The sequence below is a fragment of the Rhizobium sp. SRDI943 genome (assembly GCF_057653695.1).
In genome coordinates, this window is record NZ_CM172787.1 from 3,007,645 (window position 1) to 3,033,919 (window position 26,275).

Annotated in this window: 26 protein-coding genes; 15 read left to right on the plus strand and 11 right to left on the minus strand. The window is 60.2% G+C overall.

Annotated features, from left to right (window positions below):
* Positions 1-25 precede the first annotated feature (25 nt).
* Positions 26-493, minus strand: coding sequence for an Lrp/AsnC family transcriptional regulator (locus AC245Y_RS15510; RefSeq protein ID WP_017994786.1), 468 nt, complete (start codon positions 491-493; stop codon positions 26-28).
* 230 nt (positions 494-723) lie between these two features.
* Here AC245Y_RS15510 and trxB point away from each other — a divergent pair, with 230 nt between their 5' ends.
* The 6 genes from trxB to AC245Y_RS15540 all read left to right on the plus strand — a co-directional run bounded on the left by trxB (position 724) and on the right by AC245Y_RS15540 (position 6,654).
* Complete coding sequence (trxB, locus tag AC245Y_RS15515) at positions 724-1,698, plus strand: thioredoxin-disulfide reductase (RefSeq protein WP_017994787.1); 975 nt, start codon at positions 724-726, stop codon at positions 1,696-1,698.
* Between the two features lie 22 nt (positions 1,699-1,720).
* The gene (locus AC245Y_RS15520) at positions 1,721-2,617 is read left to right on the plus strand and encodes a LysR family transcriptional regulator VtlR (RefSeq protein ID WP_003561253.1); all 897 of its coding nucleotides are present in this window, start codon (positions 1,721-1,723) and stop codon (positions 2,615-2,617) included.
* Between the two features lie 553 nt (positions 2,618-3,170).
* Positions 3,171-3,464: an ArsR/SmtB family transcription factor gene (locus AC245Y_RS15525; RefSeq protein WP_017994788.1), complete on the plus strand. Its 294-nt coding sequence runs from the start codon at positions 3,171-3,173 to the stop codon at positions 3,462-3,464.
* Between the two features lies 1 nt (position 3,465).
* A complete protein-coding gene (locus tag AC245Y_RS15530; protein WP_012758407.1) occupies positions 3,466-4,632 on the plus strand; it encodes an MFS transporter in 1,167 nt (388 codons plus the stop codon).
* Positions 4,633-4,657: 25 nt separating this feature from the next.
* Positions 4,658-5,782 (plus strand): alkene reductase, encoded by a 1,125-nt coding sequence (locus AC245Y_RS15535; protein WP_017994789.1) that lies wholly within the window; start codon positions 4,658-4,660, stop codon positions 5,780-5,782.
* Positions 5,783-5,853: 71 nt separating this feature from the next.
* On the plus strand, positions 5,854-6,654 hold the full coding sequence (locus AC245Y_RS15540) for an aminoglycoside phosphotransferase family protein (RefSeq protein WP_017994790.1): 801 nt from the start codon (positions 5,854-5,856) through the stop codon (positions 6,652-6,654).
* On the opposite strand, the gene AC245Y_RS15545 is transcribed toward AC245Y_RS15540, so the two are convergent.
* Positions 6,651-7,673 carry an NAD(P)H-binding protein gene (locus AC245Y_RS15545; RefSeq protein ID WP_012758410.1) on the minus strand — a complete coding sequence of 341 codons (1,023 nt, stop codon included), beginning with the start codon at positions 7,671-7,673 and terminating at the stop codon, positions 6,651-6,653. The genes AC245Y_RS15540 and AC245Y_RS15545 overlap by 4 nt on opposite strands.
* Positions 7,674-7,767: 94 nt before the next feature.
* Here AC245Y_RS15545 and AC245Y_RS15550 point away from each other — a divergent pair, with 94 nt between their 5' ends.
* Both AC245Y_RS15550 and AC245Y_RS15555 read left to right on the plus strand, forming a co-directional pair.
* Complete coding sequence (locus tag AC245Y_RS15550) at positions 7,768-8,667, plus strand: LysR family transcriptional regulator (protein WP_012758411.1); 900 nt, start codon at positions 7,768-7,770, stop codon at positions 8,665-8,667.
* Positions 8,668-8,775: 108 nt separating this feature from the next.
* On the plus strand, positions 8,776-9,291 hold the full coding sequence (locus AC245Y_RS15555) for a GrpB family protein (RefSeq protein ID WP_012758412.1): 516 nt from the start codon (positions 8,776-8,778) through the stop codon (positions 9,289-9,291).
* Here the strand turns inward: AC245Y_RS15555 and AC245Y_RS15560 are convergent.
* Positions 9,288-9,575, minus strand: a complete 288-nt coding sequence (locus tag AC245Y_RS15560; protein WP_012758413.1) for a DUF2188 domain-containing protein — start codon at positions 9,573-9,575, stop codon at positions 9,288-9,290. The two genes, AC245Y_RS15555 and AC245Y_RS15560, sit on opposite strands and share 4 nt — an antisense overlap.
* Positions 9,576-9,806: 231 nt before the next feature.
* Between AC245Y_RS15560 and AC245Y_RS15565 the strand changes: the two genes are divergently transcribed.
* The gene (locus AC245Y_RS15565) at positions 9,807-10,904 is read left to right on the plus strand and encodes a calcium:cation antiporter (RefSeq protein ID WP_012758414.1); all 1,098 of its coding nucleotides are present in this window, start codon (positions 9,807-9,809) and stop codon (positions 10,902-10,904) included.
* 104 nt (positions 10,905-11,008) lie between these two features.
* Here AC245Y_RS15565 and AC245Y_RS15570 read toward each other — a convergent pair whose 3' ends face one another.
* The 5 genes from AC245Y_RS15570 to AC245Y_RS15590 form a co-directional block, all read right to left on the minus strand.
* Positions 11,009-11,878, minus strand: coding sequence for a hypothetical protein (locus tag AC245Y_RS15570; RefSeq protein ID WP_017994791.1), 870 nt, complete (start codon positions 11,876-11,878; stop codon positions 11,009-11,011).
* 46 nt (positions 11,879-11,924) lie between these two features.
* Positions 11,925-12,827, minus strand: coding sequence for a glycosyltransferase family 8 protein (locus AC245Y_RS15575; RefSeq protein WP_017994792.1), 903 nt, complete (start codon positions 12,825-12,827; stop codon positions 11,925-11,927).
* Between the two features lie 182 nt (positions 12,828-13,009).
* Complete coding sequence (locus tag AC245Y_RS15580) at positions 13,010-13,396, minus strand: type II toxin-antitoxin system VapC family toxin (protein WP_026157432.1); 387 nt, start codon at positions 13,394-13,396, stop codon at positions 13,010-13,012.
* 2 nt (positions 13,397-13,398) lie between these two features.
* Positions 13,399-13,659, minus strand: coding sequence for a type II toxin-antitoxin system Phd/YefM family antitoxin (locus AC245Y_RS15585; RefSeq protein ID WP_011652922.1), 261 nt, complete (start codon positions 13,657-13,659; stop codon positions 13,399-13,401).
* Between the two features lie 101 nt (positions 13,660-13,760).
* Positions 13,761-14,963: a pyridoxal phosphate-dependent aminotransferase gene (locus AC245Y_RS15590; RefSeq protein ID WP_017994794.1), complete on the minus strand. Its 1,203-nt coding sequence runs from the start codon at positions 14,961-14,963 to the stop codon at positions 13,761-13,763.
* Between the two features lie 384 nt (positions 14,964-15,347).
* Here AC245Y_RS15590 and AC245Y_RS15595 point away from each other — a divergent pair, with 384 nt between their 5' ends.
* The 3 genes from AC245Y_RS15595 to AC245Y_RS15605 are packed head-to-tail and all read left to right on the plus strand — an operon-like array spanning position 15,348 to position 19,688.
* On the plus strand, positions 15,348-17,723 hold the full coding sequence (locus tag AC245Y_RS15595) for a marine proteobacterial sortase target protein (protein WP_026157433.1): 2,376 nt from the start codon (positions 15,348-15,350) through the stop codon (positions 17,721-17,723).
* Positions 17,713-18,486: a class GN sortase gene (locus AC245Y_RS15600; RefSeq protein WP_012758421.1), complete on the plus strand. Its 774-nt coding sequence runs from the start codon at positions 17,713-17,715 to the stop codon at positions 18,484-18,486. The genes AC245Y_RS15595 and AC245Y_RS15600 overlap by 11 nt, the downstream gene beginning before the upstream one ends.
* Positions 18,487-18,545: 59 nt before the next feature.
* Positions 18,546-19,688 carry a PQQ-dependent sugar dehydrogenase gene (locus AC245Y_RS15605; protein ID WP_017994796.1) on the plus strand — a complete coding sequence of 381 codons (1,143 nt, stop codon included), beginning with the start codon at positions 18,546-18,548 and terminating at the stop codon, positions 19,686-19,688.
* Positions 19,689-19,692: 4 nt separating this feature from the next.
* Here the strand turns inward: AC245Y_RS15605 and AC245Y_RS15610 are convergent, their stop codons facing one another.
* The gene (locus AC245Y_RS15610) at positions 19,693-20,163 is read right to left on the minus strand and encodes a hypothetical protein (protein ID WP_012758423.1); all 471 of its coding nucleotides are present in this window, start codon (positions 20,161-20,163) and stop codon (positions 19,693-19,695) included.
* Between the two features lie 99 nt (positions 20,164-20,262).
* On the opposite strand from AC245Y_RS15610, the gene AC245Y_RS15615 reads away from it, so the two are divergent.
* The 3 genes from AC245Y_RS15615 (at position 20,263) to AC245Y_RS15625 (ending at position 22,451) form a co-directional block, all read left to right on the plus strand.
* The gene (locus AC245Y_RS15615; protein ID WP_017994797.1) at positions 20,263-21,153 is read left to right on the plus strand and encodes a DMT family transporter; all 891 of its coding nucleotides are present in this window, start codon (positions 20,263-20,265) and stop codon (positions 21,151-21,153) included.
* 486 nt (positions 21,154-21,639) lie between these two features.
* Positions 21,640-21,855 carry a cold-shock protein gene (locus tag AC245Y_RS15620; protein WP_003561293.1) on the plus strand — a complete coding sequence of 72 codons (216 nt, stop codon included), beginning with the start codon at positions 21,640-21,642 and terminating at the stop codon, positions 21,853-21,855.
* 140 nt (positions 21,856-21,995) lie between these two features.
* A complete protein-coding gene (locus AC245Y_RS15625; protein WP_017994798.1) occupies positions 21,996-22,451 on the plus strand; it encodes a BA14K family protein in 456 nt (151 codons plus the stop codon).
* Between the two features lie 281 nt (positions 22,452-22,732).
* Here AC245Y_RS15625 and AC245Y_RS15630 read toward each other — a convergent pair whose 3' ends face one another.
* A complete protein-coding gene (locus AC245Y_RS15630) occupies positions 22,733-24,652 on the minus strand; it encodes a HAMP domain-containing methyl-accepting chemotaxis protein (protein WP_017994800.1) in 1,920 nt (639 codons plus the stop codon).
* A gap of 616 nt (positions 24,653-25,268) precedes the next feature.
* On the minus strand, positions 25,269-26,240 hold the full coding sequence (locus AC245Y_RS15635) for an AraC family transcriptional regulator (protein WP_080635459.1): 972 nt from the start codon (positions 26,238-26,240) through the stop codon (positions 25,269-25,271).
* Positions 26,241-26,275 lie beyond the last annotated feature (35 nt).

Consider the following 26,275-nt stretch of genomic DNA (forward strand, 5'->3'; position numbering starts at 1 on the left):
TGACGTTTACTCTGTCGAAGTGGTCTTAGACTTCTACCAGTCCCAGCTTCTTCACCTGCCTGATCGTCAGCATGGTGCGCACGGTATCGACATGTTCGTTCGCCGTCAGCACCTCGATGACGAAATCCTGAAAGCGGGTAAGGTTCTCCGCCACGCAATGCAACAGGAAATCGCTGTCGCCGGAGACCATCCAGGCCTGCCGCACCAGCGGCCATTCGGTGGTGGCGGCGGCGAAGGCCTTGAGATTGCCTTCCGACTGGTGCTTGAGGCCGACCATACAAAAAGCGACGAGGTCGAAGCCGAGCTTCGGGCTGTTCAGCATCGCGTGGTAGCCCTCGATAATGCCGGCTTCCTCGAGCTTGCGCACCCGGCGCAGGCAAGGCGGCGCCGAGATGCCGACGCGATCGGCAAGCTCCACATTGGTCATGCGGCCATCGGCCTGCAGCTCCCGGAGGATCTTTATATCGATGACGTCGAGTTCCGCGCGACCCACATCATTGCCTTTCTTTAATTCTCCGCGGGGAGCTTCTATATAAAGCCGCGGAATACGCAAGAAAGTTTCACGCCGATGACGGATTCTTGCATATCCGGGCGATTTGCCTTGTTGGTAACGCAAGGCTGCCCTTGAATAAAAGCATTGGACGTTCATAAATGGCGCAGGGACGCGAAACGGCCGCAATCGCTACTTAGCCGCCGCCCTTCTGCCAGTCGAAAGGAAATGACATGCCTGCCCGCCACACCAAGGTGCTCATCATCGGTTCCGGACCTGCAGGCTATACTGCCGCGGTCTATGCCGCGCGCGCCATGCTGAAACCGGTTTTGATCGCCGGTCTCGAACAGGGCGGCCAGTTGATGATCACCACCGATGTCGAGAACTATCCGGGCTTTGCCGATCCGATCCAGGGTCCCTGGTTGATGGAACAGATGCTGCAGCAGGCAAAACATGTCGGCGCCGAGATCGTCAACGATCTCGTGACCGAAGTCGACATGAATCAGCGTCCTTTCGTCGCCCGCACCGACAGCGGCCAGGTCTGGACCACCGATACGCTGATCATCGCCACCGGCGCCAAGGCCAAGTGGCTCGGCATCGAGAGCGAGCAGCATTTCCAGGGCTTCGGCGTTTCGGCCTGCGCCACTTGCGACGGCTTCTTCTATCGCAACAAGGATGTGATCGTGGTTGGCGGCGGCAACAGCGCCGTCGAAGAGGCGCTCTATCTCTCCAACATCGCCAAGTCGGTCACATTAGTGCACCGCCGCGACTTCTTCCGAGCCGAGAAGATCCTGCAGGAGCGCCTGTTCTCCAAGGACAATGTCAAGGTTCTGTGGAATACCGAAGTGGCCGAAATAACAGGAACGCCGGCCAAGCCGCCGATGCCGCAATCCGTATCCGGCGCGCGCCTGCGCGACGTCAGAACCGGCACGATCACCGACATGGTGATCGATGGCGTCTTCGTCGCCATCGGCCATGCGCCGGCAACCGAGCTCTTCAAAGACAAGCTGAAGCTGAAGGACAATGGTTATCTCTGGACCGCGCCGGATTCGACTGCAACCAGCCTGGACGGTGTCTATGCCGCGGGCGACGTGACGGATGATACGTTCCGCCAGGCGATCACTGCCGCCGGCCTGGGGTGCATGGCAGCGCTTGAAGCCGAGCGATATCTGACGGGCCACATGCCCGTCGCCGTGGCCGCGGAGTAAGATCGGCATGAGGGGTGGGGGAATGCCATTGGATTGGGACAAGCTGCGTATTTTTCACGCAGCTGCCGAGGCGGGTTCGTTCACGCATGCGGCGGATAAACTGCATCTGTCCCAATCCGCCATCAGCCGCCAGGTCAGCGCGCTGGAGCACGATGTCGGCACCAAGCTGTTTCACCGCCATGCGCGCGGCCTGATTCTGACGGAACAGGGCGAGTTGCTCTACCGCACCGCCCATGACGTGCTGCTGAAGCTCGAAACCGTAAAGATGCAGCTTACCGAAACGACGGAAACCCCGTCTGGCAAACTGCGCGTCACCACGACGGTTGGTCTCGGCCAGGGCTGGCTGACCGACAAGATCCAGGAATTCCTGCAGCTTTATCCCGATGTGCAGATCCAGCTGATCCTCGACAATGAGGAAGTGGATGTGAACATGCGTCATGCCGACTGCGCGATCCGCCTGCGCCAGCCGCAGCAATCCGACCTCATCCAGCGCAAGCTCTTCACCGTGCACATGCATGTCTATGCGGCCCCGTCCTACATCAACCGCCACGGCGAGCCGCAGAAGGTCGAGGATCTCGACAATCACCGCATCATCACTTTCGGTGAGCCGGCGCCGAGTTACCTGCTCGATGTCAACTGGCTTGAGGTCGCCGGCCGCTCGTCCGACAACAAGCGTATTCCGCATCTGCAGATCAACAGCCAGACCTCGATCAAGCGCGCCGCCCTGCTCGGCATCGGCGTCGCCTGCCTGCCGGATTACATCGTCGGCCGCGACCCCGGCCTGATTCAGCTGGCGATCAATGCCGACGTACCCTCCTTCGACACCTATTTCTGCTATCCCGACGAGATCAAGAACGCCGCCAAGCTGAAAGCCTTCCGCGATTTTATCGTCAGCAAGGCCAGAAACTGGAACTTTTAAGCCTGGTTTTATTGATGAATTGCCGACTATGCAGAACACGCATGACTGGCATGCACAAATGAGGGTTGCCGTTTGCCCATTAAACCACCATATCGCACATAGCTGATGCACATGGTGGCTTTTCCTCCCAGTTCCACCGCATTAGCTGTTCCCCTCTGGAGGTTTTTGACCTTCACACTTATAAGGGCCCTGGTTTTCCAGTGGCCCTCTTTTTTTGCCCTTGCTCCCTCGATAAATGCCGCACCGCAAAAAAATTGTGCGACGCATAGCAGACATGCACAAAAAAGCATTGAAACCTGCTCAAGGAAGCACCATATCTCTCTCAGCTGATGCATCTTGTGGTTTCTCTCCCAGTACCACCGCATTAGCTGTTCCCCTCTGGAGGTTTTTGACCTTCACAATTACAAGGGCCCTGGTTTTCCGGTGGCCCTCTTTTTTTGCCTAAAATTTGCGCACTCACTAAACACCGCAGCCTCACGCCTCCGTGATTTGCATATCGAAGGCTGACGATCGATATATCGGTCAGACACGATTTATAGTTCGGCGAACGACGATGGACAAAGACGAAATTATTAAGGCGCTCGCCCATCCCGCCCGGATGGACATTCTCAACTGGCTGAAAAATCCCGAGGAGCATTTCCCCTCGCAGGAGCATCCTTTCGAAATGGGCGTCTGCGCCAGCCAGTTCGAGCGCTGCGGCCTGTCGCAGTCGACTGTCTCGGCCCATCTCGGCACGCTGCATCGCGCCGGCCTCGTCACCACCAAACGCGTCGGCCAGTGGATCTTTTACAGGCGCAACGAGGAAACCATCGCCGCCTTCCTCAAGCAACTGACGCAGGATCTTTAGAATGCCCCTCGCCCTCCTCGTTCTTGCCTTGAGCTCATTTGCGATAGGCACCACTGAATTCGTCATCATGGGTCTGTTGCCGGAGGTCGCCGCCGATCTCTCGGTCAGCATCCCGCAGGCCGGATGGCTGGTGACCGGTTATGCCCTGGCGGTCGCGATCGGCGCCCCTGTGATGGCGATTTCGACCGCGAAGTTGAAGCGCCGTACCGCCCTGATTGCGCTGATGGCCTTCTTCATCGCCGGCAACCTGCTGTGCGCTCTGGCGAGCGACTACTGGGTGCTGATGATCGCCCGTGTCGTGACAGCACTCTGCCACGGCGCCTTCTTCGGCATCGGCTCGGTGGTCGCCGCCGGCCTCGTCGCCGAAGACCGCAAGGCCCGAGCCGTCGCGCTGATGTTCACTGGCCTGACGCTCGCCAACGTTCTCGGCGTGCCGCTCGGCACCGCGATCGGTCAGGCCTATGGCTGGCGCGCCACCTTCGGCGTCGTCACCGTCATCGGTATCTTCACCATATCAGGCCTGATCGCCATCCTGCCCAGGGACAAGCAGCAAGAAAACGGCAGCATCCTGCGCGAGATTGCGGCACTCAGGAATGGCGGTCTGTGGCTAGCACTCTCCACCACCGTCTTCTTCGCCGCCTCTATGTTCACCCTCTTCACCTATATCGCGCCGCTGCTGCGCGACGTCACCGGCGTTTCGCCGGAAGGCGTCACCTGGACGCTGTTCCTGATCGGCCTCGGGCTGACCATCGGCAACCTCGTCGGCGGCAAGCTTGCCGATTGGCGGCTCGGCGCGACGCTAGCCGGGGTCTTTGCCGCGATCGCCATCACTTCGATCGCCTTCAGCTATACGAGCCGCTTCTTCATCCCGGCTGAAATCACCCTCTTCCTCTGGGCGATGGCAAGCTTTGCCGCCGTACCGGCGCTGCAAGTCGGCGTCGTCGGCTTCGGCAAGGACGCCCCGAACCTCGTCTCGACGATCAACATCGGCGCCTTCAACACCGGCAATGCGCTCGGCGCATGGGTGGGTGGCTTGGTCATCGACGCCGGCTTCGATCTGACCCGCGTTCCGCTCGCCGCGGCCTTGATGGCCCTGATCGGCCTCGGGGCGACGGCGCTCACCTATCTCTCCGCCAGGGGCCGGGCTGCCCTCGCCCCTGCCGAGTGATCCTCCCGCAAAAGAAAGGACCATCATGGCCAAGCTTTTCGAACCCACGAAAGTCGGCGACATATCCGTCAAGAACCGCATCGTCATGGCGCCACTCACCCGTAACCGCTCGCCGGGCGCAATCCCCAGCGACCTCAACGTCGAATATTACCGCCAGCGCGCCACATCAGGCCTGATCATCACCGAAGCAACCGCGATCACGCATCAGGGCCAGGGTTATGCTAACGTGCCTGGTCTCTACAGCAAAGAGGCTCTCGACGGCTGGAAGCGCGTGACCGACGCCGTTCACGCAGCCGGCGGCAAGATCGTCGTCCAGATGTGGCATGTCGGCCGTATCTCGCACACGACGCTGCAGCCGAACGACGGCAAGCCGGTTTCCTCGACCAACCGCATCGCCAAGGCCAAGACCTATCTGGTCAATGCCGACGGCACCGGCAGCTTTGCCGACACCTCCGAGCCGCGCGCGCTCGAAACCGCCGAAATCCCCGGCATCATCGAGGATTACCGCAAGGCTGCCCGGGCGGCGATCGACGCCGGCTTCGACGGTGTCGAGATCCACGGCGCCAACGGCTATCTGCTCGACCAGTTCATCCGCGACGGTATCAACGACCGCACAGACCAATATGGCGGCTCGATCGAAAATCGTACCCGTCTGACCTTCGAAGTCGTCGATGCCGTGGTCAAGGAAATCGGCGCCGGCCGCACTGCAATCCGCATCTCGCCGGTGACGCCATCAGGCGAAAGCTACGATTCCAATCCGCAAGCGACCTTCGCAAATGTCGTCGAAGGACTGGCCAAATACGATCTCGCCTATATCCATGTCATCGAAGGCCAGACCGGCGGCGACCGCGACTACAAGCAGGGCGACAATCCCGCCTTCGATTACAAAGCGCTGCGCCAGACCTATGAAAAGGCCGGCGGTAAGGCCGACTGGATGGTCAACAACGGCTACGATCGCAATCTGGCGATCGACGCCGTCGAAAGCGGTCGCGCCGATCTCGTCGCCTTCGGCAAGCCCTTCATCGCCAATCCCGATCTCGTCGAGCGCCTGGTACACAATCTGCCGCTCAACACGCCCGACCAGTCGACCTTCTATGGCGGCACCGGCAAGGGCTATATCGACTATCCCATTCTCGAAAAGGTCGCCTGACCTTCACGCGAACGCAAATCCCGCCGAAAGGCGGGATTTCCATCTTCGACGCGTTTTTGTAGGGTGCCGCCATGTTTGCTCCCTATCTTGATCGCTGGTCGCTGATATCAGACGGCGAGCCCATCATCACCCATTCCAGCCGCCTGCTGCCGGTCCTCTGGCAGGACAGACCTGCCATGCTGAAAGTGGCGGCCGATATCGACGAACGATACGGCGCGCTTCTGATGCAGTGGTGGGACGGTGACGGCGCAGCCTATGTCTATGCCCATGAAGGCGATGCCGTGCTGCTCGAAAGGGCGACGGGAAAACGCTCGCTGCTTGCCATGGCGATGAACGGCGCGGACGATGAGGCAAGCCGCATCCTCTGCCGCACCGCGGCCCGGCTGCATGCGCCGCGAGAAAAACCGCTTCCCGATCCCATCTCCCTTACCCGTTGGTTCCGTGATCTGGAGCCGGCAGCAGGCAAGCATAGCGGCACGCTTGCCGATTGCTCGGCGATAGCCAACGTCCTCCTTGCCGATCAGCGTGATCTCACCATCCTCCACGGCGACATCCACCACGACAATATCCTCGATTTCGAGGCGCGCGGCTGGCTGGCGATCGATCCCAAGCGGCTCCACGGCGAGCGAGGCTTCGATTTCGCCAATATCTTCGCCAACGAGGAACTGCCGACCATCACCGATCCCGCCCGTTTCCGCCGCCAGCTCGCCGTCGTCTCGGCGGAGGCGAAGCTGGAGCCGAAGCGGCTTTTGCAATGGATCGCCGCCTATTCTGGCCTTTCCGCTGCCTGGTTCCTCGGCGATCCGAACATTCAGCAGGCCGAGACGGCGTTGACGGTCGCCCGGATCGCCCTGGCCGAACTTCAGACCTAACCCGCGCTCTCAGGCAACTGCCTGATCAAGGCAGCGGTCGTCTCGCGATGCAGTTCGGGCAGGCAGCCAAGCGCCACGAGCGAGGCCCGAACCGCCTCGTCGATCGGTGTCTGCGGTTCCCTGCCGAGTTCAGCCGTAAGCCTGGCGTTCCGCATCCGCAGCGGCACCTTCCAGAGATAGCGCATCTCCTTGATCTCCCGCATCACAGGAACGAAAGGAGCGGCAAACGGCACGATCCACCAGGGAAAGCCACCGATCTTCGCCTTGCCGCCGGCAATGCGCTTGATCGCTTCGGCCATCTGCATGCCATCCGCATCCCAGAAGCCCTCCATGTGATAGACGGCGAAGTCCGGCAGCAGATCGGCCCGCTCGATGAGCTGGGCGATGGTTTCCGCCATGTCTGGCAGGTAGGTCCATTGATGACCGACACCGCGCCGACCTGGGTTCCTGATCGTGCCGACCGGCTTGCCTGGGGTCACGAGGCCAGACGAAAACCAGCTATTGGCCGTCGTGCCTGGGCCGAAGAAATCCCCCGCCCTGACAATGATGACGCCGGCACCGGACTGTGACGCCGCCTTCAGCCGCTTCTCCATTTCGACCCGGATCGCCCCCTTCTTCGTTACCGGATGCTGCGGGCTTTCTTCCGTCGGCGCCGGCAGGGCGTCGGGACCGAAATTATAGACGTTGCCCGGCAGCACGATGCGCACGCCGACAGCGCGAGCAGCCGCGATGGTATTGTCGAGCATCGGCAGCACCAGTGTTTCCCAGTCGCGGTAGCCGGGCGGATTGACGGCATGGACGATCAGGCTGACGCCTTCGGCCGCCCTCAGGACGTCACCGGCATTCATCGCATCGCCCTGCACCCATTCGAACGCCGGCTCGCTCCTCGACGCCTTGGCGACGTCACGGTTGAGCGCCCGGATGCTCCAGCCGCGCGCAAGCAGCTTGCGGGCAACCGCGCTGCCGATACCGCCGGTCGCGCCGAGAACGAGGGCGGTCGTCTTCATTTCGCTGCTCATGATAATCATCTCCTTCGATCGGATGAGAGGATCATGCCATCAGAATGGCATAAACGAAATTGACGAAAGAAATGTATCTACTATACAAAAATATATGAGCGTGGAACCGAGCTGGGATTTCTACCGCAGTTTTCTGACCGTGCTTCAGCAGGGGTCGCTTTCGGCCGCCGCCCGCGAACTGGGGCTGACGCAGCCGACCATAGGCCGCCATGTCGATGCACTGGAACTGGCGATCGGCGCCGAACTCTTCACCCGCTCACCGAACGGCCTGCTGCCGACCGACGCCGCACTGGCGCTGAAGCCCTATGCCGAGACGCTGGCTGCAACCGCGGCCGCGCTTTTGCGTACCGCATCCGGCCAGCGCGAGCACGTGGCAGGAACGGTCAGGGTCAGCGCCAGCGAGGTCATCGCCGTCGAAGTGCTGCCGGCGATTCTCGGACCGCTACAGGAGACCTATCCCGAACTGCAGATCGAGCTCTCGGCATCCGATATGATCGAGGACCTGATGAATCGCGAGGCCGATATTGCCGTGCGCATGGCCGAACCGCAGCAGGCTGCACTCGTCGTGCGCCGCATCGGCGATATCCCCCTCGGCTTTCATGCTCATCGCCGCTATCTCGAACGACACGGCATTCCGCAAACCCTGGCTGACCTCACAAACCACCGGCTCATCGGCTTCGACCGGCAGACGGCCTATGTCCGCATGGCGATGAAACGCTATGCAGTGCCTGACATCAAATTCTCTTACCGGACCGACAGCAATCTTGCCCAACTCTCGGCGATCCGCGCCGGCGTCGGCATCGGTCTCTGCCAGATCGGACTTGCCCGGGGGAACCCTGACCTGGTGCACGTCCTGCCCGATGCCTTCGCCATTCCGCTCGGCACGTGGGTGGCGATGCATGAGAGCTTGAAGACTTCGCCGCGCTGCCGCGCCACTTTCGACGCGCTGGTCAAGGGCCTGCAGGACTATCATCGATATTCGACCGGTGCGTGACCGCGAAAATCGAAATCGATTTTCGGAAAGAATCATGCGCAAACTACAGAATAGCGGAGCGTTCTGAGCGCATCCTATCGGACGGGCGGCGCTCGAGCGGGACGGGAAATGAGAATACACAATCCGGTTGAACTCGTACCCAACGATCCGCAATGGCCGCAATCCTTCCGGCGAATCCGCAACAGGTTGCTGGCCTTGCTGCCGCAGGCGCTTTTCATCGATCACATCGGCAGCACATCCATACCGGGCATGATCGCCAAGCCGCTCATCGATATCGACATCGTTCTTCCCGGCCTCGAGCACATCGAGGACGCCACAGGCGTGCTTCTGGCCGAAGGCTACGAGCCACGCGGCAATCGCTATGACGACGAGGTCTGGGCGTTTCTATCGAAAGGTTCGGTGCCGGCAGAACGGGTCTACCTTTGCCCTTCCGGCAACGGCACGCATCGAAACAGGCTGGCTTTCCGGGATTATCTCATCGCACATCCACTGGCGGCGGCCGATTATGCCGCTCTCAAACGCAGGCTGGCGGCCGAATTCCGGATGGACGGCGACGGCTATACTGCGCATAAGCGCGAATTCGTCGATGCGATCGTCGCACGGGCATTGGCGGGAGATGGTTAGCTGCCGATGCCTTGCGAGGCCTCGGCCGGGCGATCCTTCCACTGGCCGTCCACCACCTCGGTTTCCGGCCTGTCGCCGCCTTCGGCATATTCCTCATGCCACTTGCCGTTCTCGTCCTGCCAACTGATCTCGGCGGAATCGCCGCCGACCTGCTGTTCGGCCGCGACGATGCGCGCAGCTTCAAGCGCGTCGGCATGGGTCGGGAATGCCTCGGAATAGACACCTCCCAGCCTGTAGGCCCAGCCGCCGTCATGCGGCACGACTTCGTAGACCACCTTGATCATGCATCCGTCTCCTCATCTTCTTGTTGCGCATTCGCACGCTTCCGGAAAAGATCCGGATCATCGCGGCCGCTTGACGAGAATTCGAGGACGCCGCGATCTGCTTTCCGGCCCCGATGAGGTTCAGTATTCCATTAAACGCCGAAGACTGCAAATGGCACTCGACCAGCACTTGCTTGATAGGCGAAATCAGTGACTTAGATAGAACGCATGAATCGGGACAGGAGCTAAGGCTTGAGGATCGCGTCACGCTTTAAAGAGGAAAAGTTTCTGGTCGCCGCACTTGTCGTTGCAGCGATCGCCTATCTCTTGGAACACGCGGTGATCGGGATGGGGCGCGGCGTCGCGCTGATTGCCGCCGCTGGCCTGGTCGGCACGATCGTGCTCGCCTCGATCCGCGTTGCCCATCATGCCGAGCTGATCGCCGTCAAGGTCGGCGATCCCTATGGCACGATGATCCTGACGCTCTCGGCCGTCGCCGTCGAAGTCATCATCCTCGCCATCATGATGAGCGGCGAAAGCTCGCCGACGCTGGTGCGCGACACGATCTATTCGGCCTTGATGCTGGATATCAACGGCATTCTCGGCCTGGCCGCCCTGCTCGGCGGTCTCAAGCACGGCGAACAGCCCTATAACGACAATTCCGGCAAGACCTATGGCGTGATGATCCTCACCGCCATGGGCATTTCGATGATCGTGCCGGAATTCGTGCCCAGCGACAAATGGCACTATTATTCCGCCTTCACCATCGTCGCAATGATCGCGCTTTATGGCCTCTTTCTGCGCATGCAGGTCGGCCAGCACAGCTATTTCTTCAGTTACAGCTATCCGCGCTCCGAACGGAAGAAAGAAAGTCCGGACGAGCATGGCCCCGACGAGTCGGCCGCGATCTCGATCGCCACCATTCTCGTCGGCGTCGTCATCATCGGCCTGCTCGCAGAGTTCATGGCCGCCTTCATGACCGAAGGCCTGCGCGACAGCGGTGCGCCGATCCCCGTCACCGCCGTGGTCGTCGCAGCGATTTCGGCCGCCCCCGAAATCCTGACCGCGTTGAGGGCGGCACTCAGGAACCGCATGCAGGCGACGGTCAATATCGCCATGGGCGCCTCGCTGTCGACGGTCATCCTGACGGTGCCCGTCATGGAGGTGATCGCGCTCTATACCGGCCAGCCCTTCATCATGGCGATGACCCCGGTACAGACGGTGATGGTGGCTATCACGCTGATTGCCGCGGCGATCAACCTCAACGACGGCGAGACCAACGCCATCGAGGGCATGACGCATTTCATCCTCTTCGCCACCTTCGTCATGCTGACCGCGCTGGGGCTTTGAAGGCTTCGTCTTCCCGACAGGGGACGGAGAGCAGTTATCCGCACGCGTAACGTCAACTCACAGAGCAGCCTGACAGCCCACCTTTTGAGGAGAGCTTTCGACAGTCATTCCTTCGACTTTTCGAGGAAACGCTGCTTGCGGGTTTTCGGCTTGAAGCGCCGGAAGAAACCCTCGATGGCGCGGATGGATTTGGTGACGGACATGAGCCTGTCGATCTGGCTATTTGCGTTGTGGAGCCGCTCCGACAGGACTTCGGCCGCCGTCATCGCAATCTCGATTGGCGGCACCTGTGGAAACCGTCTGGCAATTGCCGCATAGGGGCTGGCATCCACGCCGCCCATCATCGAGATCGTGCCCATCCGTGCAAAGAGACGCAGGAAGATCTGCTCGAACGTCCAGTCGTGCACGTCGAAGACCTTCCACTTCTCGCTCCTCTTCGCCGAAAAACCGGCAAGCAGGACCTTGCCCGGCAGTTGCAACTCGGCGAGCCACAGCGCTACCGCAAAACCACTCGTCGCGATCTTGCCCACCGGATAGAGATCGACGAGCATTTTCGTCAGATCAAGGTGACGGGTTTCAGCGCCTTCGAAGCGGCCCTCCTCGCTGAAGTTTTCCTCCGGAGAGACTCGAATGTTGACGACGCCCAAAAAATCGTCGCCGGCAAAAAAGCGTAGGACTTCCGCCGCCTCGCGCCGGTGGACGATATTGGCGCCCATCACGCCGCTGCGGGCAAACAGCACCGCATGGCCGGCGAAGGGCTCGTCGAGCACCTTATAGACATTGTTGAAGAAGACGTAGAGCGCCGTCTCCGGCAATTCGCTTCGCAGCCGTTTGAAATCGACGGCCTCGCTGTTGGCCACCAGCACAATGTGGGAATAGTGCGACAACAGCGCTTTCCACGCCTCCGGCGTCGGAGAATTGAAGCCGCTATCCGAGGCGGCCATGGTCTGCGTGTCGCTGGGGATTGCTTCCATATCGGCTCACATGCACTTTCCAAGGACGATGCGCTCTGCCGCCCGACTAGCTGTTGCTGAAATAAGCGCGTGTTCGTGCCAGCCGCGCCAGCCCGCCGATCCGCTTTCCCAAATGCGAAAGGAACCCCGCCATCCGGCCCGTCATCGACGGCTGCCTGCAGAAGGAAGCCCACGGCGTATTGGCGAGATCCTCGACATAACGCTTGGCCATCCGGCGATGCACCCACGGCACAGTCGCCTGCCACGGTTTTTTCCGGCCGGTGAAATGGATGATCGCCGGCTGGCCGACGAAAGGCAGGAGGCCGGTCTGCGTGTTCCAGCGCGGGTCGAGCACCAGCCAGTCGCCATCGAAAGTGACGTTCAGCGCATCCTGGTCGTTATTCTCGAAAAGATACGACCGCTCCTCGAAAATCTCCCGTGTCCTGGCAAAAAGCCCCCTCGCCCGGCAGGCTGACCAGTCGAACAGCAGCACGCCGGCATTGAAATAACGACCACCCTCGCGCATGCCGATCTTCCGCTGCCGTGCACCGGCCTTCTCGGGAAAGGCCATGACATAATCGTCTATGGCGGCAAGCGCCTTGCCCTGCAAATCCATGGCGAAGAGGTCGTCGACCGGCGCAACCGCAAGCACATCGGCATCGAGATAGAGCAGCCGCTCGACATGATCGGGAATGTACAGATCCATGTAGAGCCGCGCCAGCGTCGCGCCCGACCAGCGGCCCCGCGCCTGCAGCGTATCCGGCGTATTGTAGGGCAGCACCTTGATTGTCATGCCGTGCAGACGCGCGAAATTTCCGACCTCGGCGATCTCGTTCGGCTTGAGGTCGATGCCGAGAAGCAGAAATTCCACCGCAGGACCTGAGAGATTGCGCTTGACGGAAAGCAGGGTGCAGCAGGCGGCCGGCAGCATGTTGACATCCGAACAGACGATGACGGCACTCTGCTGCAAAATCCCGGCCTCCCGAAGCGGCAACTTAGACTTAATGCCGGATATCTAGTTGGTTTGATGCCAACCCGCAACCGCAGATCACCCGCCGGACCGTCACTCTGCGTCACGTTTTGAATCGGAATTCAACGACTTGCGAGGCAAAGCGGATTCAGATGAGGAGCATATTGAATCGGAACGTGAACTTAGAGCCGCAGCGCCAATGGATGATCGACGAGCAGTCGGTCGACTGTCGCAAGCTGCAGTCCCTCGACCTTGCACTGAGCGAGCAGCAAGCGATCGAAGGGATCGCGCGTCTCCGGCTCGGGGTCGGCGGCGGTGATGACGTGCGCGATACCGATGGGCAGGATCGTCAGCCCCGTGCCCTGCAGGTAGGCTGGAATAACGTCCAGGGTTAGTCCCGGCTGCAACTTGCCAAGTCGTGTCTTGATCGCGATTTCCCAAAGGCTCGCGACGCTGACGAAACCTTTGGTCGTAGCGTGCAAAAGCACGCGTTGGACATCAGGAAAACGGTCGGTCAACTTTCGTTGGACGATTGCGATGATCATATGCGTGTCGAGTAGCACACGCATGATCACGGCAGCGGTTTGAGAAGAAAATCTTCCGGCAAAGGATCGTCGAAGTCGTCGGCGATATACATCTCCGTCCGCGTGATACCCTTGGAACGAAGATAGGCTTCGCCGGCCTCCAGGTTCAAACCGCCGCGTTTTTGATGCGGCACGAGATCGAACACCGGCCGACCGTTGCGTGTCACGACAATGGTTTCACCTTCCTCGACCTCACGAGCGAGTTCGGTCAGGCGGTTCTTCGCATCACGGATCGAAACGGTCTTCATGAAGGCAAATGTAGCTACATGCAGCTACATCGTCAATGTCGCCGCAAAGAAAAAGGCCCGCCGTCGCCAGCAGGCCTTCGATTGGTGTTTTTAAAAACCGCTTACCTGCAGGCGCCGCAGAAGCGCTGGATGCGGCGGCAGGCCTCCTCGAGCAGCTCTTCCGAAGTCGCGTAGGAGATGCGGAAGTTCGGGCCGAGACCGAAGGCCGAACCGTGAACGACGGCGACGCCTTCCGTTTCCAGAAGCTCGGAAACGAAATCCTCGTCCGTCTCGATCACCTTGCCCGACGGAGCCGTCTTGCCGATCAGGCCGGCGCAGGACGGATAGACATAGAAGGCGCCTTCCGGTACCGGGCAGACAATGCCCTTGGCCTGGTTCAGCATCGAAACGACGAGATCGCGACGGCCTTCGAAGATCTTCTTGTTCGCAGGGATGAAGTCCTGCGTGCCGTTCAGCGCCTCGACGGCCGCCCACTGGGCGATCGACGTCGCACCCGAGGTCTGCTGACCCTGGATCATGTCCATGGCCTTGATGAGCTGGATCGGACCGGCCGCATAGCCGATGCGCCAGCCGGTCATCGCATAGGCCTTGGAGACGCCGTTCATCGTCAGCGTGCGGTCGTAGAGCTTCGGCTCGACTTCCACGGGCGTGACGAACTTGAAGTCGCCATAGGTCAGGTGCTCGTACATGTCGTCGGTCAGCACCCAGACCTGCGGATGCTTCATCAGCACATCCGTCAGCGCCTTCAGTTCGTCCTGCGTATAGGCTGCCCCCGTCGGGTTGGACGGCGAGTTGAAGATGAACCACTTGGTCTTCGGCGTGATCGCCTTTTCGAGATCGGCCGCCTGGAGCTTGAAGTTATGCTCCTGGGTGGCCGAAACGAAAACCGGCGTGCCGCCGCACAGCGCCACCATCTCAGGATAGGAAACCCAGTAAGGCGCCGGGATGACGACTTCGTCGCCGGGGTTCAGCGTTGCCATGAAGGCGTTGAAAAGGATCTGCTTGCCGCCGGTGCCGACGATCGTCTGCTCCCAGGAATAGTCGAGGCCGTTCTCGCGCTTGAACTTGGCGGCGATCGCCTTGCGCAGCTCGGGAATGCCGGAAACCGGGGTATACTTCGTTTCGCCGCGGTTGATCGCGTCGATGGCGGCCGTCTTGATATTATCCGGCGTATCGAAATCCGGCTCACCCGCGCCGAGGCCGATGACGTCACGTCCTTTTGCTTTCAGCTCGCGCGCTTTCTGGGAGACGGCGATGGTGGCTGAAGGCTTCACACGGGAAAGAGCATCGGCAAGGAAAGCCATGATAACGGTCCTAATGGTTGAAACGGGCAGAAAGCCGGGACCGGAGTTCTGCGGTTAGCTCTATGTCCAATGTATGACGGCATTTCAAGCGGAAAGGCGTCATGATGGCATGATTCTTATTGATCGGTTCGCCGCGCCACCAGCCTGGCATGCCGTCCGCTTCGGAGAGGCTTGCGTCACGCGGTCGAAACGCCATGCGAAGATCTTGAATCAAACTCTGAAGCCATCCGGATTTATACCCTGAAATCAGTGGCATCGTCGAATTCGGCTATTGCCACGAATAAGCCGCAACAAATGCCGCGCCACGCCGCAATTCGGTCGCGAGCGCGCCGAGATCGAAGCCGCATCATCCGGCATCCGAAATTGGTTATTGAGGGTATGCCAATGTTTCTGGAAGATGAGTTTATCATAGGGCGCATTCGTGCGCGCCGAATTTCCGTTTCAGTCCTTGTTGCCGTCACCGCCTTTGCAGCCTGCATCGCCGCGATGCTGGCGCTTGCCTCCGCCGCCCGCGCCGCCGAGCCGCAGGCATCCGCACAGCTCGCAGCGCTTGTCCGGCCGAACGACGTCAATAGCGGCTCGCTGCTCTTTCCGTCGAAGGAGCCTGGCTTCTATGTCGAAGCGCCGCGGCTGAAGACCGATGTCGCCATCGATGTCTCCGGCCCGATCGCCAGGGTGAAGGTGACGCAGCGCTTCCAGAATCCGAGCCAGGGTTGGGTCGAAGGCACCTACGTCTTTCCGCTGCCGGACAATTCCGCCGTTGACGCGCTGAAAATGCAGATCGGCGAACGTTTCATCGAAGGCCAAATCAAGCCCCGCCAGGAAGCCCGCGAGATCTACGAGCAGGCCAAGGCCGAAGGCAAAAAGACGGCGTTGCTCGAACAGCAGCGGCCGAACATCTTCACCAACCAGGTCGCCAATATCGGTCCCGGCGAAACCATCGTCGTCCAGATCGAATACCAGCAGACCATCCACCAGTCGGGTGGCGAGTTCTCGCTGCGCTTCCCGATGGTCGTCGCCCCGCGGTACAATCCGGCGCCGATCGTCCAGACTGTCGAGTTCAACAACGGCGCCGGTTTTGCCACGCCGCGCGACCCGGTGGAAAACCGCGACAAGATCGCTGCCCCCGTGCTTGATCCGCGTGAGAACGCCAGGATCAATCCGGTTTCGCTGACCGTCGACCTCCGGGCTGGTTTCCCGCTCGGCGATGTCAAATCGTCCTTCCATGCGGTCGATATCAGCCAGGATGGCGACCAGGCGAGGACGATCAGCCTGAAGGCGGACACCGTTCCCGCCGACAAGGATTTCGAGCTCACCTGGAAGGCCGCCGCCGGCAAGATGCCGAGTGCCGGCCTCTTCCGCGAAGTGATTGATGGTAAGACCTATCTGCTTGCCTTCGTCACCCCGCCCACGGCCCCGGACACGGCAGCGCCGCCGGCAAAACGCGAGGTGGTCTTTGTCATCGACAATTCCGGCTCCATGTCCGGCCCGTCGATCGAGCAGGCCCGCCAGAGCCTGGCGCTTGCCATCTCCAAGCTGAACCCCGACGACCGCTTCAACGTCATCCGTTTCGACGATACGATGACTGACTATTTCAAGGGTCTCGTCACTGCCACCCCTGACAATCGCGAAAAGGCGATCGGCTATGTCAGAGGCCTGACCGCCGACGGCGGCACGGAAATGCTGCCTGCCTTGCAGGCTGCGCTGCGCAACCAGGGACCGGTCGCAAGCGGAGCGCTGCGCCAGGTCGTGTTCCTGACCGATGGCGCGATCGGCAACGAACAGCAGCTTTTCCAGGAAATCACCGCAAATCGCGGCGATGCCCGGGTCTTCACCGTCGGCATCGGTTCGGCGCCGAACACCTATTTCATGACCAAGGCCGCCGAGATGGGCCGCGGCACCTTCACGGCGATCGGCTCGACCGATCAGGTGGCAAGCCGCATGGGCGAGCTTTTCGCCAAGCTGCAGAACCCAGCCATGACCGATATCGCTGCCACCTTCGAAGGCATCAAAGCCGAAGATATCACGCCGAACCCGATGCCGGACCTCTATAGCGGTGAGCCCGTCGTGCTGACCGCGCAGTTGCCCGAGAACAATGCCGGCAAGCTGCAGATCATCGGCAAGACAGGCGACCAGCCCTGGCGCGTCGAGATGGATATCGCCAACGCCGCCGACGGCAGCGGCATTTCCAAGCTCTGGGCGCGCCGCAAGATCGACGATTTCGAGGCCCGCGCCTATGAGCGTCAGGATCCGGCCGCGCTCGACAAGGATATCGAGACGGTGGCGCTCGCCCATCACCTCGTCTCCCGCGTCACCAGCCTGGTCGCCGTCGATGTCACTCCGTCGCGCCCGGCCGATCAGCCGCTCGGCTCGGCCAAGCTGCCGCTCAACCTGCCGGATGGTTGGGACTTCGATAAAGTCTCCGGCGAAAACGCTGCCCCTCTTGGCGGCGCGGAACGCCATGGCTCGGCTACGCCGGCTGGAAACGCCGGACCGGAGCAGGCCGAAACACAGGCACTTGTCGCATCGCCTGAGATCGCAAACATGATGGCCGCAGCCCCGACTGCCAAGGCGGCCACCATGATCGCGCAGAAGAGCTCGACCGTGAACCTGCCGCAGACGGCGACGCGCGCCGACGAGCAGATCATCCGCGGGCTTACCATGCTGCTCCTGGCGCTGACGGCGGCAAGCGGGCTGGCCGTCTGGCGGCGGCGCCTCAAGCGCATTATCACGGTCGGAGCCGAGCGCGATGGTCTCTAGGCTCTCTGCAAGCCAGAACGAGGAGGCGGCAGAATTCGAGCCGCTTCCGACCTATCTGGAACTCGCCATGGCCGCCGCCACGGCCTATGACAGGCCGAAGCCTCGCCGGCGGAAGGGGTTCTTCCTCTGGCGTCTTTCCTCGATCGAAAAGACGATCGCCTTTGCCATCGCCGGCCTTGCCTTCTATGGCTTGGCACTGATCGGCGACGGTTTCCTGCTGAAGGCGAAAGCGGAGCTCTCCCAGATCCTGCTGAAACGCGCCTTCGCCGCGGAGTTGCAGGGGAAGGAGACAAAACCCTGGCCCTGGGCGGATTTCACCACGGAGGCCAAGGTGCGCGCGCCGCGCCTCGGCAAGGAGGCGATCGTGCTCTCCGGCGCCTCTGGCGAGGCTCTGGCCTTCGGTCCGGCCTGGCTCGTCAACACGCCGCAGCCCGGCGAGGAAGGCACCTCCGTCATTGCCGCCCATCGCGACACGCATTTCCGCTGGCTGCAATACATAAAGCCCGGCGATACGATCGAGGTCACCCGCCGCGACGGAAAACTATTGACCTTCAAGGCCGGCGAGGGCCGCATCGCCCCGTGGGATGCCAACGGCATCGATCCCTCCTCCGATGGCCACCGCCTGGTGCTGACCACCTGCTGGCCCTTCAATGCCACCGAACGCGGGCCGCTACGCTACATCCTTGAGGCAGAATTGGTCGACGACCAGGCGACGGGCTCGGTTCAACCGGTAAACACAAAGCCGTTATTGCAGGTCGAATGAGGGTTGAAGCCCTTCCCTGCACGCTCCACGTTCCACATGGAGAAACGACGGGGAGCAAGATGAAGAGAATATCCGCCTTCCATTTCGCCTCAGCGCTGGTCCTGTTCGGCGCCATGTCCGCGGATGCGGCCGACATCGTCAACACGCAGGATCTCGCGGTCCGTGTCGACAAGCTCGCCGACGGCCTCCAACATCCCTGGGCGGTCGAAGTGTTGCCCGACGGGGCCTATCTCGTCACCGAGCGGCCGGGCCGCATGCGCATCGTCCGCGACGGCAAGGTTTCCGAGCCGATCGGCGGCGTACCCAAGGTCAGCGCTCGTGGTCAGGGCGGCCTGATGGACGTGGCGCTCGCGCCGGACTTTGCGAAATCTCGCAAGCTCTATTTCACCGCCGCCATCGCCAACAGCCAGGGCTCCGGCACCGAAGCCTTCAGCGCCGCGCTTTCCACTAACGAGAAGACACTCGACGCCGTGAGGCCTATCTTCAGCATGCGGCGCTTCACGTCGGGCAATATCCAGTACGGCTCGCGCATCGCGATTGCCTCAGACGGTACGCTGTTCATCAGCGTCGGCGATCGCGGCAACCGCGACCGCTCGCAAGACTGGCAGGACGATGCCGGCTCGATCATCCACATCAACGCCGATGGCAGCATTCCTGCCGACAATCCATTCAAGGAAGGCGGCAAGGCGCTGCCGGAAATCTGGTCGAAAGGTCACCGCAACCCGCAGGGCATCACCTTCGACGCCAAAGATGGCAAGCTCTATACCGTCGAACACGGTGCGCGCGGCGGCGACGAGATCAACCAGCCCGAGGCCGGCAAGAATTACGGCTGGCCGATCATCACCTATGGCCGCGACTATTCGGGTGCCGAGATCGGTGAAGGCACCGCCAAGGACGGGCTGGAACAGCCGCTCCATTACTGGGATCCTTCGATCGCACCAGGCGCCCTCGTCGTCTATCGTGGCGCCATGTTCCCGGAATGGGACGGCAATTTCCTCGTCGCGGCGCTGAAGTTCCAACTGCTCTCGCGCATGCAGCGCGACGACGGCGGCGCCTTCGTCACCGAAGAGCGCCTGTTCGAGGGCGAATACGGCCGCATCCGCGACGTCGTCGTCGCCCCCGACGGCGCCCTGCTGATGGTGACGGATGAGGACAACGGCGCGCTGCTCAGGATATCCCGAGCGCAAGCCCGCAACGGCTGAGACGTCATAGCGAGCCGCGCAGTTCCTTGCGGATGACGAATTTCAACCCAGACCAGATCTCGTCGACGGCGCAGACCTTGACGTCGACCAGGCCAGTTGGGAGCAGAACCTCCCGCAGCACGTCCTCGGTGATATCGGTCGAAACCCGTGAACTCTTCTTCGGCCAGGATATCCAGACCATCCCGTCCGGTCTGAGGACGAGAAAAAGCGCGGGCGCGATGGCCTCCAGTGCCGCCCGTTCTGTCGTAAACAGATGCACATAGTCGAATGCACGGTGAGGCATCTCGGGAAGCGTGTGGACGACCGAAGCAAAACCGTCGAAACCATTGATGTCGCCGATCGTTTCGGGAATACCGAGAAGTGCGGCTGCCTGCCCCTCTGCAAGACCGAGTTTCCTGGCGAGCGGCGTGCCGGAATAGCCTACCGTCCCAGGCGCCACCGCACCGCCGGCCGGCTTCCGTTCTTCGCCTCGCATGTCTTCACCTCCGTCAACCGGCACGAAGTCTTCACCCTTGCCGAAAGGAAACGCAACTGCTAACCGCTTGGGCACATCTCCCTTCCCCTCGAGGACGACATGACGCGCGTTCAGGCGAACCTCCTCCTATTGCTTGCAGCCGCCATCTGGGGCGGCGGCTTCGTCGCGCAGTCGACGGCGATGAAGGCGATCGGCCCCTTCTGGTTCATCGGCCTGCGGTTTGCCGTCGCCACGCTGGCCGTACTGCCCTTCGTCCTTTTTGAAGCGCGCAAGGCAAAGGAAAAGACCAGCGCACGCCATGCCAAGCTCTATATCCTGATCGGCCTTGCCCTTTTCGGCGGCGCAGCCACGCAACAGGTCGGCCTGCAGACGACGACGGTGACGAATTCCAGCTTCATCACCGGCCTCTATGTCGTCTTCGTACCTGTTATCGCCGTCTTCTTCCTTCGCCGTGCCCCGCATTGGATCATCTGGCCGGGGGCGCTGATGGCGGTCAGCGGCATCTATCTCCTGTCCGGCGGCCATCTCTCGGCGCTGACACCTGGCGATCTGCTGACCGTCGTCTGTGCCGTCTTCTGGGCGATCCAGATCACCCTTGCCGGCACCACCGTTTCGGAGACAGGAAGGCCGCTTGCGCTCTCCGCCACGCAATTTGCCGTCACCGCAGTCTGTGCGCTGGCCGTTGCCGCAGCCGTCGAACCTGTCAGCCTTTCGGCGATACGGGCCGCTGCGCCGGAGATCCTTTATGTCGGCATCTTCTCCTCGGGCGTGGCTTTCGTGCTGCAGGTGATCGGCCAGCGCTACACCACGCCCTCGCAAGCCGCGATCTTTCTTTCTTCCGAAGCACTCTTCGGTGCCTCGCTTGCCGCACTTCTGCTCGGCGAGACGATACCGGTAACAGGTTATGCAGGTTGCGCACTAATGTTTATCTCTATGCTTGTGGTCGAGCTCGTGCCCGGATTGACCCGCCGACGCCTGCCAGCCACGTGAACACGCGTCCAAATATGGGTGAGTCACACATCGGAAAAAAAATTATCGGATGCGGGAGACGCGTTCACGTTGCATTTTTGGGAAAATCTGCTCGGAATTTATATTGCAGACAATATAAAACGTTAATCATTCCCTATCGGCGAAGGAAATTTTGCGTTTTTGCGCAAATTGGATATCGGCAGGGATGTGCCAGGAACGACACGTTAAAAAACTTTTGCTTGCCAAAGTCCTTTAAACGCAGCACTCTCAGCGTGTTCGGGCATTTTGCGAGCATGGGAAGTCCTTAAGTATTTGCGCGCCGGGAACGCTAATATCCCGGTCAGCCGGTTCCGAAAATGGCGGGCGAAAGTCCTGCCTGGAACAGGTCGAGGTAGAGGGGACCTTTTTCTCAAATTTCAAGAATTGCCTGCCAACACCTCCCGCAAGGAGGGCAATGCTATGATGCTGCCCGTGTGGATGGCGGGCAGAGAGAAAAGGACCTGAGGCATGGCAGAGACTGGCACTGTAAAATTCTTCAATACCGACAAAGGCTTCGGCTTCATCAAGCCGGACCGGGGCGGCGCCGATATCTTCGTTCACATTTCTGCCGTTCAGGCCTCCGGCCTGGCCGGTCTGACGGAAAACCAGAAGGTAAGCTTCGACACGGAGCCGGATCGCCGCGGCAAGGGCCCGAAGGCCGTCAATCTGCAGATTGCGGGCTGAACCCTTAACAAGGCTGGCGAATTCGAGTTGAAGCCCGGCAGCAATGCCGGGTTTTGTCGTTCAGCCTTGGTTCAGCTACAAATCTCTACGACTGTGACCATCGAGAAAGGAACCGGCGTTCGGTTCCCGGGATTAGGATTATGATGATGAACAGGCTCGCCAAGACCCTTCTGCTGACGGCAACCGCTGCCGCACTCACGCTTTCCGCCATCGGTGAAGCGTCGGCCCGCGACCGCCACTGGCGCCATGGCAATCACGGCAACAACGATGCGTGGGTCGGCGGCGCCGTCGGCCTTGCCACCGGGCTGATCGTCGGTTCGGCCATCGCCAATGCCAATAACGGTCCGGTTTACGAAGAGCGCCGTTACATCGACCCAGCCTACGAGCCGGATTACTACGAGCCCGCTCCGGTCTATCGCGCGCCGCGCCGCGTCTATGTCGATCAGCCGGAATATTACGCGCCGGTCCGCACGGCGGTAGAGCCCTGGTCGCCGCAATGGCAGCGTTACTGCTCCTACCGCTACCGCTCCTTCGATCCGCGCAGCGGCACCTATATCGGCAATGACGGCCGCAGCCACTTCTGCACCGCCGGCTGATCTCCCGATATCCTCAATGCCAAGCGCCGCTTCTCAGCGGCGCGTTCTTTTTGTCTACCCGTCGGCTGATGTTTTCCAGCCCATGACACCGAAAATCGAATCGACTTCGGAAAGCAATATGCGCAATTCGAAGGAATAGAGCGTGTCCGCGTCGCAATGCTCAATGCTCAAACGATCGATACCAGCAAGGCATCGGGCCTGATTTGGTGGTGTTTATGGAGCGGTTCAAAGAAACACTTTCGCGATGGAAGCACCGCAACCATCGCGAAACGAGGCAAACGTCAGAACTCTTGCCAGTCGTTCAATGCCACGCTTGACGCTTGGCTCCCACCTCCGAATGCCTTCGCGACCCTGCTTCCCAACACTCTGGCGGGAGAATCAACCTGCGGGCTCCGCGCCTCCGCAACATAGACGCGCGGACCCGTTGACCCCTGCCGAATAACCGCAGCGACCTTGAAGGGCGCGACCAGTTGCTTCAGCTTCGCTGATTCCTGGGCAAGAGTAGCGGCAGCTGCTGTGGACTCTTCCACCATGGCGGCGTTCTGCTGCGTCACCTGATCCATCGTATTAACCGCGGTGTTGACCTCAGACAGCCCGACGGATTGCTCCTTTGCCGCGACAGTGATTGCGTCCATATGAGTATTGATCTGGCCGATGAGCCCGCCGATCGAGTCAAGCGACTGACGCGTATCGCGGACGAGTTTAACGCCGCTTTGAACTTCCGTGGACGAATTCTGAATCAGGCCTTTGATCTCCTTGGCGGCTCGTGCAGCGCGCTGGGCGAGTTCTCGCACCTCTTGTGCAACCACCGCAAACCCCTTCCCCGCATCGCCCGCGCGCGCGGCTTCCACGCCGGCGTTGAGCGCCAGTAGGTTCGTTTGGAACGCGATTTCGTCGATCACCCCAATTATGTTGGAGATCTGTTGCGAGCTTTCCTCGATCCGACGCATGGCATCCTCGGCGTCGGAGACGACCTCGGCAGATTTCGCAGCGCTGTGATTGGCTTGCGTTGCGACCCGACGTGCTTCCTCCGTGAGCTTGGCAGATGAGCCGACGTTGACCGTGATCTCATCCAGGGCTGCTGCGGTCTCTTCCAAGGAGGCGGCCTGTTGTTCGGTTCTTTTTGCGAGATCATGAGCGCCTGACGCAATTTCGGACGTCCCGCTATCCATCGTTGAAATGCTGTCTACGATTGCTGAAAGAGCGGTCCCGAGCTGCTGCACCGATTGATTGAAATCGTGACGCAACGGCTCGAAATCAGGAGCGAATGCTTCCTCCAACTGGAAGGCGAGATCCCCCGCGGCCAACCGCTTTAAGCCCCCGCCAATGCCCGAAGTTGCCGCCCTGAGACGTTCATTGGCTGCCGCTTCGGCCGACTGCTGAACAGCGATGCGATTTGCTTCCTGGAGATTGCGGCCAGTCTCAGCTTCTTCTTCCAAGCGAGCATTGGTGATCGCGGCCTGGCGGAATACTTCGACCGCCGCGGCCATGGCGCCAATCTCGTCGGCGCGCCCCGCGAAGGGAATCTTCACGCTGGTGTCGCCGGATGCGAGCTTGCGCATCGCGGCCGTTATCTTCGTGGCCGGGTCGGCGATGGCGTACACGGCAAAAGCCGCGGCGGCTGCGACCAAGATCAGGCTGACCAAAAGAATGATGAAAGTGAAATTCAGGGTCGAGCCATAAACCTGAAGGCTGGTCTGGTGAGCCTGCTGACCTCTTTCCATGGCGGATTTCACCAGATCATTGGCTAACGCAGTCATTTTATCAGCGATATTCTTAACATCGGTCGCAAAGACGCCTGTGGCGGCTTGTCCGTTGCCTTCATAAGAATAATCCATCATTTCCCGCAGAGGTTTGTCATAGTCCTTCGCGACTGCTTGCATTTTTTCAAAGATTTCTCTCTCGTGCGGCGTCGTAATCAGGGGCTCGTATGCCTTGATCTCTTCGTTCAGTTTCGTCTTCTGGGAGGAGACAAGCATTTCAGCAAATTTCTTCTGGTCTTGCGTTGCCTGCAACAGATGGTTGGCCGCCAAGATGCCTAGCTCGAATCTCGCCTGAGCAATTTGATGAGCCTGATGCACACTTGGAAGGTAGCTCTCGCTAAACTCCTCGGTCTGCTCGTTGAGTATCCGCATGCCGCTGATGGCGGCGTATCCGAATGCCGCGACGAGACATCCTAATAAGAAGAAGATGCCAACCATGGCCACTTTGATACTCGGTCTTTGCACGATCTAGCCTCTCTATGCTTTTGCAGTTCGCTTCCGCTGCGGGTTCTCTCAAGGTGGTGGCACCGCCGCTGGTGATCTCGAACGAAAGCCGATTAACTCGCTCCTCACGGTTAACGACTGCGCGCAGAATCTATGATTGAAACGAAAGATGCGCTTAGCGGACAGAGCCTGCGTCTGTCGAATAGACATGCGTTGCGCTCGTTTCGTCATACGCGAGTGAACAGCTGGACCAGCGCGACAACTAATCCCTCAAATAACTCTTTGCGTAGAACTTGAAGCGCAGAAACTTGTGCAGTCGGCGCTTCGAGCGCTCGTCACTGACCGGGAAGAGATCACAATCTTAAACGGGACAAAGGCAGCTCACTCGAGAGATAATGCAGGCCGGTTGGGTGATGCTTGATCAGGCCGACATGGCGGGCCGGTTCACCTTGAAAGCGATCTCGTAAAACCAGACGTGAGGGGATCGCCCACGCTCCCGAAATGTCCTTAGAGCGCCGTGCGTCCTTTCGGACAAACAAAGGACGTTCCAACTCTTTCAATCCTCGCATCGCGTTTTCCGAAAATCGATGCCGATTTTCGGATCGATGCGCTAGCCTCTCTTGGAAAAGGTTTGAGAAGGCAATTCGCCAAATCGGGAATGATAGTCTGCTGCGAAACGACCCAATTGGAAAAATTGCCACGTTTGGGCAACCTGAGCAATCGTTCTCACATTGTCACCCGTCAGGAGTTCTTTGTGAACGGCTTCCAGTCGGAGATCCTTAAGATAACGCATTGGACTCGTGAACTTAAATTGTTGGAAACCTAGTTGTAATGCACGCGTGCTGCCCCCTGATGCCTGCACGATTTGCTCCAAAGTAAGGACCTCGTGCAGGTGAGCGCGCATAAACTCGATTGCCCTTTTTACTTGGCGAGGTGACGCGGTCGCCCCCCCGGCATGCAATCGATCGGAGAAGGAGTGTTGTAGCGAGCCGAGCGCGAGGTTGAAGAATGCGTCCGAGAGGTTGGCGAACACGCTTGGTGGCAGCGACGCAATATTTGACCCACCCTCGAAGATGAAATTGGCCAATTGGCCGAGCAGACACCCGGCACCATTGCTTAGGTCGATCTCGGGATGAAACGCGAAATTGTCTCCCACTGATGTCTCCAGGATGACAGAAAGCCGACGTTGCATTTCGGTTCGATCGACAGCTACGGTCAGGTGCCTGCGCCGCTCGGCGATGTCAAAGCCTCTATTATGCACCGCGTCAATTATAACTCCTTTTCCCGGAGCTGATGCGAAGTCCTCGGAAAGACCCCGTATATTTGCAGTGCCTTCGTCCGGGAGAACGACAAGCAGTTTATCCCCCTCCGCATGTCTGGTGTTGCGCATGCGCCCTTCATAGGCGGCTTTTATCAGAGTCATCGGTCCAAGGCTGACCATGTCACAACGAAAAGACAGCTTTCCTTGATCCAAGGGCTCGACCGTCACCGACGATGCCGAAGTCGAAAGGAAGTGCGCTAGTCTATCCGGGTCGTTGCCGCTTTCGGCGGCCCGGATAATCGTCGGACTATTTTTCTTCAATGGGATCTGCCTTCCGTGTCAATTTTGTAACATCA